The organism is Paenibacillus lacisediminis, assembly GCF_046567315.2.
The window spans coordinates 43,116-54,803 of sequence record NZ_JBKIAX020000027.1; the positions used below are offsets into that span (position 1 = coordinate 43,116).

Sequence of the window (11,688 nt, forward strand, 5' to 3'; positions counted from 1 at the left end):
TCTACGCTCTATTCTACTCCGACTTCGGAACCTTCCAGGTTGAGGCTGAGTTTATCGCCGGAGGCATCTTCCTCGTCGTCGATTTCCTTCATCTCGATCTCTTCTTCGTTTTCGGTCAGGATCTTGACGTCCATCCCCAAGCTTTGCAGCTCTTTGATCAAAACCTTAAACGATTCCGGGACGCCCGGTTCAGGCACGTTTTCGCCCTTGACGATGGATTCGTACGTCTTCACGCGGCCGACCACATCGTCCGACTTGACGGTGAGAATTTCCTGCAGCGTATAAGCGGCGCCGTAAGCTTCCAACGCCCACACTTCCATCTCCCCGAAGCGCTGTCCGCCGAACTGCGCTTTACCGCCGAGCGGCTGCTGCGTAACGAGCGAGTATGGTCCGGTGGAGCGGGCATGGATTTTATCGTCAACCATGTGCGCCAGCTTGATCATGTGCATGACACCGACGGTAACTTCCCGTTCGAACGGTTCGCCCGTGCGGCCGTCGTACAGCATCGTCTTACCGTTGCGCTGCATGCCGGCTTCTTCCATCGTGTCGAATACGTCTTCTTCGTTCGCGCCGTCGAATACCGGCGTAGCGACGTGGATGCCCATTTGCAGGGCAGCCATCCCAAGGTGGATTTCCAACACCTGCCCGATGTTCATCCGCGAAGGCACGCCGAGCGGGTTGAGCACGACCTGTACCGGCGTTCCGTCCGGCATGAACGGCATATCCTCTTCCGGCAGAATCCGGGCTACGACCCCTTTGTTGCCGTGGCGTCCGGCCATTTTGTCGCCTTCGGAAATTTTCCGTTTTTGGGCGATATAGACGCGGACAAGCTGATTCACGCCTGGCGGCAGCTCGTCACCGTTATCGCGAGTGAACACCTTGACGTCAACGACGATGCCGTCCGTACCGTGTGGTACGCGCAGCGACGTATCACGGACTTCGCGCGCCTTCTCGCCGAAGATCGCATGCAACAGGCGCTCCTCCGCCGTCAACTCGGTTACGCCCTTCGGCGTAACTTTGCCGACGAGGATGTCGCCGGCGGCGATCTCCGCACCGACGCGGATAATGCCGCGTTCGTCGAGATTGCGCAGCGCCTCTTCCCCTACGTTCGGAATATCGCGGGTAATTTCTTCCGGTCCGAGCTTCGTATCGCGGGCTTCGGATTCATATTCCTCGATATGGATGGAGGTGTATACGTCTTCCTTAACCAGCTTCTCGCTCAGCAGGATCGCATCCTCATAGTTGTAACCTTCCCAAGTCATGAAGGCCACGACCACGTTGCGTCCAAGCGCCAATTCGCCCATTTCCGTCGACGGACCGTCGGCGAGGATGTCGCCTTTCTTGATGATATCGCCACGTTTGACGATCGGACGCTGATTGATGCAGGTTCCTTGGTTGGAACGCATGAATTTGTGAAGCTTATATTTGACAATGTCGCCTTTGACTTCCTTGCCGTCCACCACTTCCACGCGGCGCAGCCAAATTTCGTTGGCGGCCGAGCGTTCAATGATGCCGTCGTATTTCGAGACGATGCAGACGCCGGAGTCCTTGGCGGATTTGTGCTCCATGCCGGTTCCGACGAGCGGAGCCTTCGGAATGAGCAATGGTACCGCCTGACGCTGCATGTTCGATCCCATGAGCGCGCGGTTGGAGTCATCGTTCTCCAGGAACGGAATGAGCGCCGTCGCCACGGACACGACCTGCTTCGGCGAAATGTCCATGTAATCCACCCGATTGCTCGGCATCGTTAAAATGTTATCGGATTGCTTGTTGTACCGGACGATAACGAACTCATCCTCAAACTTGTTGTCTTCGGTCAACTTCGCGTTCGCCTGGGCGATGACATAGTTGTCTTCTTCGTCCGCCGTCAGGTAAGCTACCTGCTCCGTAACTGTGCCGGTCTTCGGATCAACCCAACGGTAAGGCGCTTCGATAAAGCCGTATTCGTTGATCCGCGCAAACGTGGACAACGAGTTGATCAAACCGATGTTCGGACCTTCCGGCGTTTCGATCGGACACATCCGGCCGTAGTGGGACGGGTGAACGTCACGCACTTCCATGCCGGCGCGTTCCCGGGTCAAACCGCCCGGACCGAGCGCGGACAAACGGCGTTTATGCGTAAGCTCCGCAAGCGGGTTCGTCTGGTCCATAAACTGGGACAACTGCGAGCTGCCGAAGAACTCTTTGATCGAAGCGATCACAGGACGAATGTTGATCAGCGCCTGCGGCGTAATCACGTTGGCGTCCTGAATCGACATTCTTTCACGCACGACGCGTTCCATCCGGGACAAGCCGATCCGGAATTGGTTTTGCAGCAGTTCGCCTACCGAACGCAGACGGCGGTTGCCGAGATGGTCAATGTCGTCCGTGCTGCCGATGCCGTGCAGCAAATTAATAAAATAGCTGATTGAAGAAATAATATCAGCAGGGGTGATATGCTTCACCGATTTATCAATGTTGCGGTTGGCGATGACCTTCACCACTTTGCCGTCTTCGATCGGCGAGAACACATCGATCGTTTGCAGAGGGATATCCTCCGAATCCAGCACGCCGCCCGTCACATGGCAATCTCGGAAGCCAACGCTATCTTCCAGATGAGGAAGAATCTCATCCAGCAAACGGCGATCCACCATCTGGCCGGCTTCGGCGATGATTTCGCCCGTGGCCGTATCGATCAGCGTTTCGGCAAGACGCTGGTTGAACAAACGGTTTTTGATGTGCAGCTTTTTATTGATTTTGTAACGGCCGACATTGGCCAGATCGTAACGTTTAGGATCAAAGAAGCGCGCCACGAGCAAGCTTTTCGCGTTTTCAAGCGTTGGCGGCTCGCCTGGACGAAGTCGTTCGTAGATTTCTATCAGCGCTTTTTCCGTCGAGTCCGTATTGTCTTTGTCAAGGGTGTTGCGGATGTATTCGTCGTTGCCCAGCAAATCCAGGATTTCGGCATCCGTGCCGAATCCGAGCGCACGAAGCAGCACGGTGACAGGGATTTTGCGGGTACGGTCGATCCGCACGTAAATAATATCCTTCGCATCCGTCTCCAGCTCGAGCCAGGCTCCGCGGTTAGGAATAACGGTTGCGGTATACATCTTCTTGCCGTTCTTATCCACTTTTGTGCTGAAATAGACGCTAGGAGAGCGAACCAACTGGCTGACAATAACCCGTTCCGCACCATTGATAATGAATGTGCCGGTTTCGGTCATCAGCGGAAAATCTCCCATGAATACTTCCTGCTCTTTGACTTCCCCGGTTTCCTTGTTAATGAGCCGGACTTTAACCCGCAGCGGCGCCGCATACGTTACGTCGCGTTCTTTCGCGTCATCCACCGTGTACTTCGGTTCGCCCAGGCTGTAATCGATGAACTCCAACACCAGATTCCCGGTGAAATCCTGGATTGGCGAGATATCCTGGAACATTTCCCGCAGGCCTTCATCCAAGAACCACTCGTAGGATTTCTGTTGGATTTCGATCAGGTTCGGAACTTCGAGTATCTCGTTAATTCGCGCATAACTGCGCCGAGTGCGTCGACCATATTGAACAAGATGTCCTGCCAACTTAAACTCACCCCTCATGTCTACTCACTTAAAAATTCATTGCGAACCCGTGTTTGTGCCCTTATAATAGGACCATACGGATTCATCCACAAATAAAGAAAAGCCCTTATCGAATGCTTTCGAAAAAAGAGCATCATTTATCCGTGTCTATCTGCCCTGATGACCCCGTATTCAATAGTTTACCCAAAATGTGCATATTATACGTAAAACAGCCGACTTTTATGCGTTGTTTACGCATAACTATTGACATTTTCGGCAACTAAAGCCACGGAGGGCATCCTAATGCTGACATTTTATAATAATAACATAGCGAATTTGTCAAGTCAACTATCCGTTTTTTTTACAAGCCTCAATCTGAGATTCATGCTTTGACCGCTTTATAGATTCGATACCCCTTATCCTTGGTAACTTCCTCTACCCGCGCAAAAAGCGACTCCAACTTCACCTTCGCCGATGGGGCGCCCTGTTTCTTTTGAATCACGATCCACAATGTTCCGCCCGCCTTCAAGCGTTCATGAGCCCCTTCAAAAATTGCGTGCACGATGTCTTTGCCGGCGCGAATCGGCGGATTGGTCAACACCGCATCAAACTTTTGGTCCTCCAAAGACGCAAACAAATCACTTTCCAGAATCGTTACATTGCGGACCCGGTTTAGCTCCGCGTTTTCCTTGGCCAATTCCACGGCTCTGGCGTTAACGTCGATCATTGTCACATGCCCCCCGCTGGCCAGTTTCGCCGCCGCAAGTCCGATCGGTCCATAGCCGCAGCCCACATCAAGGACTCTGGCATCCTGCGGAATTTCCATCGCTTCAATCAGGGTGCGGCTGCCGAAGTCGACGCCGCCTTTAGCGAACACTCCCGCGTCGCTCACGAAGCGGAAAGCCTGCCCCCGCAGCATCGTATCCCACACTTTGCGGTCATGCTGGGCCGTTGGGTTGCTGGAATAATAGTGATCCGACATAGATACCGTTCCTCCGATACATCGATGAATTCGTTGCGCGGTTAACGCCTACCCCACTATTTTAGCCGATCCGCTTGCCTTTAAGCCAGCGCGGTCCATCCCGGGAAACATATGGGCTCAAAACCAAAAACGGCGCTTGACAAACAATCTAAAACCAGGCTGTCTGAGAAACTCTAGCCCCCTCAAAAAATAAGGGTAAAAAATGCCGTTATTCTGGCGATATCCGTTCATTTGAAAAAATAGGGGAAATTTATGTCGCTATTTCCTCCTGTCGACAGGAAATACCCGTGTTTTGGGCCATACATAGGAAAATAAGGACAAATTATGTCGCTAATGGGGATGAACACGCTAGGCTCTGGAAAATAAGTACATAAAGTTCCGCTATTTCGAAGGCCAACGGTTTGCCATCCGGCACTCCCGGCTGCCAAACACCGTTTTCTATTTTGGGCCTCAAAAATGCAGGTCTTCGTAGCAAAGCAAACCCCTTGAATCAGGTTCAAGGGGTTTGCCAGAGGAGAAGGAGCAATTATTTTACTTCTACAGTTGCGCCTGCTTCTTCCAATTTTGCTTTTACAGCGTCGGCTTCTTCTTTGCCCACTTTTTCTTTCAGCGGTTTTGGTGCGTTGTCTACCAGGTCTTTAGCTTCTTTCAAGCCGAGGCCCGTGATTTCGCGAACCACTTTGATAACGTTGATTTTGGATGCGCCGGCGTTAGTCAGGATCACGTCGAATTCAGTTTGTTCAGCAGCTTCAGCACCGCCGCCGCCGCCACCTGCTACAACTACTGGAGCTGCTGCAGTCACGCCAAATTCTTCTTCGATCGCTTTTACAAGATCGTTCAGTTCAAGAACGGTCATACCTTTAATCTCTTCCAAGATGGACTCTTTACTCATGGTTGAACCTCCATTATTTTAATAATTTGTTGTTTGTGGTACTTCAAATCACGAATTGCCGAAGAGGCTTACGCGGTTGCGCCGCCCTCTTCTTTCTCGGCAACGGCTTTGACCGCGAGCGCGAAGTTGCGCATCGGAGCTTGCAGCACGCTGAGGAGCATGGAAAGGAGACCTTCGCGGGACGGAAGATCCGCCAGCGCTTTGATTTGGTCGACGCCAACGACACGGCCTTCAACCACGCCACCTTTCACTTTCAATGCATCGTTCTTTTTGGCGAAATCGCTCAAAATTTTTGCCGGAGCTACTGCGTCTTCCGTACTGAATGCGATGGCCGTCGGACCGGTCAACACTTCGTCCAGTTCAGAAAGTTCCGCAGCAGCGGTTGCACGGCGAACGAGCGTATTCTTAAGCACTTGGAATTCCACGCCAGCTTCGCGAAGCTGTTTGCGGAGTTCGGTAACTTGCGCAACATTCAACCCGCGATAGTCCGCCACGACGGTCGTCGCGCTTTCGCGCAGCTTCGCAGTCAAAGCGTCAACCGCTTCTTGTTTCGCTTGAATGACTTTTGCGTTTGCCAAACTGTACACCTCCTATTAGAATTGCATGAGCCTTTAACACCACTAAAAAAGCCTCCGTAGAATCACGAAGGCTTGAATGAAGCATTTCACGTGGGAATCCGCATGAAATCACGTTCTATCAGAACACCTCGGTAGGAAATTAAGCCTTGCGGCACCTACTGTCTACGGTAAGCATATTCACATGTCAGTCTCACATCAAAACAACCATTACAGTATACCAGCGGATTCACTTTCTTGTCAATCCTTAGCGCCCGTCAGAGCGCAGGTATTATCTGTAAGTTGCCGTATTAACGCGAGCGCTTGGGCCCATGGTCGAAGAAATCGCGATATTTTTCAAGTAAACACCCTTGGCCGCAGCCGGTTTAGCCCGGTTCAACGCGTCAATGAGAGCTTTCAGGTTTTCATTCAGTTGTTCAGCACCGAAAGAAACCTTCCCGATTGGCGCATGGATTTGACCTGCTTTATCCAGGCGGTACTCGATTTTACCAGCTTTGATTTCTTGAACGGCTTTCGCTACGTCAAACGTAACGGTACCTGCTTTCGGGTTAGGCATAAGGCCTTTACCGCCGAGCAGACGGCCGAGTTTACCAACTTCGCTCATCATGTCCGGTGTAGCTACGCAGACATCGAACTCGAACCAGCCTTGTTGGATTTTGTTGATCATGTCTTGATCGCCAACGAAATCAGCTCCGGCAGCTTCCGCTTCCTTCGCTTTGTCGCCTTTGGCGAATACCAGTACGCGTTGGGTTTTGCCTGTGCCGTGAGGCAGGACAACCACACCGCGGACGGCTTGGTCTTGTTTACGCGGGTCAACGCCCAAACGAACTGCTGCTTCAACCGTTTCGTCGAATTTGGCAGTCGCCGCCTTTTTCACCAGTTCAACGGCTTCCAAAGGCTCGTAAGTCGCTTCGCTGTCGATCAGCTTAGCGGCTTCCAGGTATTTCTTACCGTGTTTAGCCATAAATTCGTCCTCCTTTGTGGTATTAGCGGAATATCCTCCCACTTAGGATGAAATTTGATAATATGCAACAAGCATTATTAAATTTCATCCAGGGATGGATTTTATAAATATGCTTCGATCATTTATAAAACTCCATCCGGAGATGAATTGCTATGTTAAAGCATTTCGCAACATAGTAATTCATCCATTCCAAGCCTTAGTCTTGGATCGTGATGCCCATGCTGCGGGCGGTACCTTCAACCATGCGCATAGCCGCTTCAACGGATGCTGCGTTCAGGTCAGGCATTTTTTGCTCCGCGATTTGACGAACGGTGTCGCGCTTCACGGTAGCCACTTTTTTCTTGTTCGGTTCGCCGGAACCCTTCTCGATCTTCGCTGCAACGCGAAGCAGAACGGCTGCCGGAGGAGTTTTGGTGATGAAAGTAAAAGAACGGTCTTCAAACACCGAAATTTCAACCGGAATGATCAAACCTGCTTGATCGGCAGTACGTGCGTTAAATTCCTTACAGAATGCCATGATGTTGACACCCGCTTGACCCAACGCCGGACCTACCGGAGGTGCAGGGTTCGCTTTACCCGCAGGAATTTGCAGTTTTACCACTTTGATAACTTTTTTCGCCATGTAAAACACCTCCTTGCCCTAATAGTGGTAGACGGAACTTAGTTCCTCCCACTTTGAAACCATAAGAAACCTTTAGAAGTAGTTCAAAAAAACATCTTTTGAACACCTAATTATATCTTCTCCACCTGAGTATAATCCAGCTCAAGCGGGGTTTCTCTGCCAAACATGTTGACGTGAACCTTTACCTTGCTCTTGTCTGTCAAAATCTCTTCAATCGAGCCGACAAAATTAGCAAACGGGCCAACTTTGATGCGTACGGATTCCTTGAGTTCGAACTCGATCACCGGCTTCGGCTCTTCCATGCCCATATGATGCAGGATCTGCTCCACTTCTTCAGGAAGCAGCGGAGTAGGTTTGGAACCGGAACCCGTGGAGCCGACAAAACCCGTGACTCCCGGCGTATTGCGGACAACGTACCAGGAATCGTCGGTTTGGATCATTTCCACCAAGACATATCCCGGGTAAACTTTGCGCATGACGGTTTTCTTCTTGCCGTCTTTGTTTACCACTTCTTCTTCCATCGGAACAAGTACGCGGAATATCTTGTCTTCCATGCCCATGGACTCAACGCGCTTCTCCAAATTGGCTTTGACTTTGTTCTCATACCCGGAATAGGTATGAACGACATACCATCTTTTTTCCATATCAAGCCACCTAGGGACCCTTCTTAAATTATCGCTTCGATCACAGCAGAAATGCCGATATCCAGAACCCAAAAATAAATCGCCACAACGACAATTGTACCGAGCACAATCAGCGTATAATTAGTCAGCTCTTTACGATTAGGCCAGCGAACCTTTTTAAGCTCAGCCCAGCTCTCCGAGAAAAAAGAAAAAAACGACTTGAAACTGCGTTTCATGCGCGACTACACCTCCAAAGGCTATCTGGTTTCGCGATGAAGAACTTGCTCGTTGCAAAACTTACAATATTTCTTCATCTCCATGCGGTCGGGGTGGTTACGCTTGTTTTTCGTTGTCGTGTAGTTTCTTTGTTTACAGTTCGTACAAGCCATCGTAATTATTACCCGCATGATGTGCACCTCCCGAAGACATTCTTATGAGCGTCTCTTTATTGACCTAAAATTCGGCATTCAAAAAAACGCAAGCACAAATTTAGGCCTACCTAAAACACTTTATCACATGGCTATAGTCGTGTCAACGAGACAACAAGCCAACCCCTACGAATATTTATAGTATTGGTCACGATTTTGGAAGATAAACCCTGTACGGTTAAATCGGTCTTTCTCTTCCAGGCGCAACGCCAATAGAGTAGAACCGCTTAATTACGGTATTTCGATCCGCTCCCGGCAAAGGGCAGGATCTGCGAACGGACGGGCTTTTCCAAAAAAAGGGCTCCCGCTGCTACAGACAGGCGCCCTTCTCTATTCTTTCCTATATGAAAATAATTAGTTCCCGTTTTCAAATAGTTCCGTCGCGAACTTCCAAATATCGTTCCAGCTTACGCTTGACGCGCTGCAATGCGTTGTCGATCGATTTGACGTGACGGTTCAGATCCACGGCGATCTCCTGGTAAGAACGTCCGTCTAGGTACAGCATCAGCACCTTCCGCTCCAAGTCGCTGAGAATTTCGGACATTTTGTCCTCCAGTCCGCTGAACTCTTCCTGGTTAATGATCAGCTCCTCCGGATCGCTCACCTGAGAACCGCAAATCACGTCAAGCAAAGTGCGGTCGGATTCCTCGTCATAGATCGGCTTGTCCAAGGAGACATAGGAATTTAGCGGGATATGCTTCTGCCGGGTCGCCGTCTTGATCGCCGTAATAATCTGCCTCGTAATGCACAGTTCGGCGAACGCTTTGAACGAAGCCAGCTTATCGCCCCGAAAGTCCCGGATCGATTTGTAAAGTCCGATCATGCCTTCCTGAATGATGTCCTCGCGATCGGCCCCGATCAGAAAATAAGACCTGGCTTTGGCGCGCACGAAACTCCGGTACTTGTTGATCAAGTACTCGAGCGCGTCGCTGTCGCCTTCGCGGACCGCCTCGACAATGTCTTCGTCATTTTGGATCTCATAGTCAAACCTAACCCATGATTCGAGTTTGACACTCACCACAAATCCCTCCGGCTGCAACGCACGGTACTCCGTCACTCAGTCAAGTAATACGAACAGTATATATGAAGGTCCATAAAAGCGTCAACAGCAAAAGTACCAAAAGATGTAAAGTCGAACTTTGTCAAGGGTATTTGGGAGGAGAATAAAAGAATGCCCTTTTATTCCCTGCGCCATTTTTCAAACAGCTGGCGCATTTCCGGACTCAGCTTGGCATCCAGCGTATTCCGGCTTAAGCTCTCGCTTCGTTCGGCGATTTTGCGCTGGATTTCCTTTTCGCTTTGCTCCACCTGAGTCAACAATTCCCGGGCCGAAATGCGCAGTGCGCCCTGACCGAAAATCACATGCTGCTCCACCATGTCGCTTGTCGCGACATAAATTTGCCGCCGCCGGTGACTGAATTCGCCGACCAGCCGCTCGATGCATTCATCGGCCGTTTCCTTCTCCTTCGTAAAGTACATGTCCACTTTATTTTGGGCATAGGATTTGCCGAGTCCGGGCACGCGGTAAGCATCGAATACGACGATCACTTTCCTTCCGGAAAATGCCTGGTAATCGGCGAGCCGCTCAAGCAGCCTGTCGCGGGCTTCCTGCAGATCCCGCTTGGACAGCTCGGAGAGCTCGGGCCACCCGCCGATCATGTTGTAACCGTCAACCAGCAGCACATCGCGCAGATCGCGCATAGCAGCTAACCTTCGGCGCGTCGTCTGCGCAGCACTTCGTACATCATGACTCCCGCGGCCACCGAAGCGTTCAGGGAGTTCAGCCTCCCGTTCATCGGCAGCTTCAGCAGCACGTCGCAGGTTTCGCGAACGAGGCGCCCCATCCCTTTGTTCTCATTACCGATGACGACCGCCACCGGTCCGTTCAGCACGCCGCCGCCTTGATACATATCTTCCCTGGCGTTCACGTCGGTGCCGACGATCCAAATCCCCGCTTGCTTCAGTTGCTCCATCGTTTGCACCAGGTTCGTCACCCGCGCGACGGGAACGTATTCCACCGCCCCGGCCGAGGTTTTCGATACCGTAGCCGTCACGGCGGCCGAACGGCGCTTGGGGATAATGACGCCATGCACGCCTGTGCATTCGGCAGTCCGCAATATGGAACCCAGGTTATGCGGGTCTTCGATTTCGTCGAGAATCAGCAAAAAAGGCGCTTCTCCCCGCTCCCCGGCAGCGGTCAGCAAATCGTCGACCTCCGCGTAGGCATAAGGGGCAACCTGCGCGACCACGCCCTGATGCTGCAGCCCCGGCACCATTTGGTCCAGCTTTCTTTTGTCCACAAACTGGACGACGATACCGCGATTTTTGGCCTCGGCCAAAATCGGCTGGGTGAGGTGTTTTTGGGCTCCCTCGGCCACCCAGATTTTGTTGATCGTGCGGCCGGCATTCAGGGCCTCAAGCAGCGAATGTTTACCGCCGATCCATTCTTGATCCTCCATCGTAATCCTCCCAGGGAGCGCATAAGTCTCCCGTTGTTATGAAAATAAACCTTGTTGTTAAGCGCGCCGTTCGCTTTCCAGATGCGCAAAGCCTTGAGCCACCAGTTGACGAAGCCGGTCGTGGGCGCCTGTATAGTACAGGTAACCGACCAGGCTTTCGAAGGCGGTGGCATGCCGGTATTCCAGCACGTCGGCGTTTTTCGGAGTCGTCCCCGACTTGGCGTTGCGGCCCTGGCGAACGATTGTCTTTTCGTCCTCGGTCAGCTGCGGCTCCAGCAAGGCGAGCAGCTGCGCCTGCGCTTTGGCCGAGACGTACTTCGTCGACTCCCGGTGCAGATGATGCGGCCGCAGGTTGGCGCGGGACATCACATGCTGGCGGACGGCGACCTCGAAGACGGCGTCCCCGATGTAGGCAAGCGCCAGCGGCGGCAGCAGGCGCGCCGGTTTGGACGGCGCGTCGGGGAACCACAAGGGCGCCGCGGGGGAAGCGCCACTGGCGGCTGAAACAGCTGCGGCTGGAGCTCCGGCGGAGGTACCCGCTGCGGTGCCGGCTGGAGCTCCGGCGGAGGCGGTGCCTGCGCGGCCGGAAGCCTCCGTGCCGGCACCCGCA

At 52.3% G+C, this 11,688-nt stretch carries 14 protein-coding genes and 1 other annotated feature; all 14 genes read right to left on the reverse strand.

Annotated features, from left to right (window positions below):
* Positions 1 to 8 precede the first annotated feature (8 nt).
* Positions 9 to 3,554: a DNA-directed RNA polymerase subunit beta gene (rpoB, locus tag ACLD72_RS30535; RefSeq protein WP_411003019.1), complete on the reverse strand. Its 3,546-nt coding sequence runs from the start codon at positions 3,552 to 3,554 to the stop codon at positions 9 to 11.
* A gap of 361 nt (positions 3,555 to 3,915) precedes the next feature.
* Positions 3,916 to 4,515: a class I SAM-dependent methyltransferase gene (locus tag ACLD72_RS30540; RefSeq protein ID WP_411003020.1), complete on the reverse strand. Its 600-nt coding sequence runs from the start codon at positions 4,513 to 4,515 to the stop codon at positions 3,916 to 3,918.
* Positions 4,516 to 5,041: 526 nt separating this feature from the next.
* Complete coding sequence (gene rplL / locus ACLD72_RS30545; protein WP_251596148.1) at positions 5,042 to 5,407, reverse strand: 50S ribosomal protein L7/L12; 366 nt, start codon at positions 5,405 to 5,407, stop codon at positions 5,042 to 5,044.
* A 68-nt stretch (positions 5,408 to 5,475) separates the two neighbouring features.
* Entirely contained in the window at positions 5,476 to 5,985 is a 510-nt protein-coding gene (gene rplJ / locus ACLD72_RS30550) for a 50S ribosomal protein L10 (protein ID WP_036619489.1), read from the reverse strand.
* A gap of 35 nt (positions 5,986 to 6,020) precedes the next feature.
* Positions 6,021 to 6,171 (reverse strand) — a sequence feature (ribosomal protein L10 leader region).
* An 82-nt stretch (positions 6,172 to 6,253) separates the two neighbouring features.
* Entirely contained in the window at positions 6,254 to 6,946 is a 693-nt protein-coding gene (rplA, locus tag ACLD72_RS30555; RefSeq protein ID WP_251596144.1) for a 50S ribosomal protein L1, read from the reverse strand.
* Positions 6,947 to 7,142: 196 nt separating this feature from the next.
* Positions 7,143 to 7,568 (reverse strand): 50S ribosomal protein L11, encoded by a 426-nt coding sequence (gene rplK / locus ACLD72_RS30560; RefSeq protein WP_016310704.1) that lies wholly within the window; start codon positions 7,566 to 7,568, stop codon positions 7,143 to 7,145.
* A gap of 110 nt (positions 7,569 to 7,678) precedes the next feature.
* Positions 7,679 to 8,212, reverse strand: a complete 534-nt coding sequence (gene nusG, locus ACLD72_RS30565; protein WP_251596142.1) for a transcription termination/antitermination protein NusG — start codon at positions 8,210 to 8,212, stop codon at positions 7,679 to 7,681.
* 23 nt (positions 8,213 to 8,235) lie between these two features.
* A complete protein-coding gene (secE, locus tag ACLD72_RS30570) occupies positions 8,236 to 8,427 on the reverse strand; it encodes a preprotein translocase subunit SecE (RefSeq protein WP_036619486.1) in 192 nt (63 codons plus the stop codon).
* 21 nt (positions 8,428 to 8,448) lie between these two features.
* A complete protein-coding gene (gene rpmG, locus ACLD72_RS30575) occupies positions 8,449 to 8,598 on the reverse strand; it encodes a 50S ribosomal protein L33 (protein WP_128630056.1) in 150 nt (49 codons plus the stop codon).
* Positions 8,599 to 8,986: 388 nt separating this feature from the next.
* Positions 8,987 to 9,640, reverse strand: coding sequence for an RNA polymerase sporulation sigma factor SigH (gene sigH / locus ACLD72_RS30580; protein ID WP_397334190.1), 654 nt, complete (start codon positions 9,638 to 9,640; stop codon positions 8,987 to 8,989).
* A gap of 158 nt (positions 9,641 to 9,798) precedes the next feature.
* Positions 9,799 to 10,320 (reverse strand): NYN domain-containing protein, encoded by a 522-nt coding sequence (locus tag ACLD72_RS30585; RefSeq protein WP_128630058.1) that lies wholly within the window; start codon positions 10,318 to 10,320, stop codon positions 9,799 to 9,801.
* Positions 10,321 to 10,325: 5 nt separating this feature from the next.
* Positions 10,326 to 11,078, reverse strand: a complete 753-nt coding sequence (rlmB, locus tag ACLD72_RS30590; protein WP_411003021.1) for a 23S rRNA (guanosine(2251)-2'-O)-methyltransferase RlmB — start codon at positions 11,076 to 11,078, stop codon at positions 10,326 to 10,328.
* A gap of 57 nt (positions 11,079 to 11,135) precedes the next feature.
* Positions 11,136 to 11,549 (reverse strand): Mini-ribonuclease 3, encoded by a 414-nt coding sequence (locus ACLD72_RS30595; protein ID WP_251596225.1) that lies wholly within the window; start codon positions 11,547 to 11,549, stop codon positions 11,136 to 11,138.
* The gene (locus ACLD72_RS30600) at positions 11,444 to 11,683 is read right to left on the reverse strand and encodes a hypothetical protein (protein ID WP_458476491.1); all 240 of its coding nucleotides are present in this window, start codon (positions 11,681 to 11,683) and stop codon (positions 11,444 to 11,446) included. Before ACLD72_RS30600 ends, ACLD72_RS30595 begins: the two co-directional genes overlap by 106 nt.
* Between the last annotated feature and the right edge of the window lie 5 nt (positions 11,684 to 11,688).

Coding starts and splice junctions, on each gene's coding strand:
- nusG (WP_251596142.1), bottom strand. CDS start 8,212: ATGGAAAAAAGATGGTATGTCGTTCATACCTATTCCGGGTATGAGAAC.
- ACLD72_RS30540 (WP_411003020.1), bottom strand. CDS start 4,515: ATGTCGGATCACTATTATTCCAGCAACCCAACGGCCCAGCATGACCGC.
- rplK (WP_016310704.1), bottom strand. CDS start 7,568: ATGGCGAAAAAAGTTATCAAAGTGGTAAAACTGCAAATTCCTGCGGGT.
- rlmB (WP_411003021.1), bottom strand. CDS start 11,078: ATGGAGGATCAAGAATGGATCGGCGGTAAACATTCGCTGCTTGAGGCC.
- ACLD72_RS30585 (WP_128630058.1), bottom strand. CDS start 10,320: ATGCGCGATCTGCGCGATGTGCTGCTGGTTGACGGTTACAACATGATC.
- rplA (WP_251596144.1), bottom strand. CDS start 6,946: ATGGCTAAACACGGTAAGAAATACCTGGAAGCCGCTAAGCTGATCGAC.
- rplL (WP_251596148.1), bottom strand. CDS start 5,407: ATGAGTAAAGAGTCCATCTTGGAAGAGATTAAAGGTATGACCGTTCTT.
- rpmG (WP_128630056.1), bottom strand. CDS start 8,598: ATGCGGGTAATAATTACGATGGCTTGTACGAACTGTAAACAAAGAAAC.
- secE (WP_036619486.1), bottom strand. CDS start 8,427: ATGAAACGCAGTTTCAAGTCGTTTTTTTCTTTTTTCTCGGAGAGCTGG.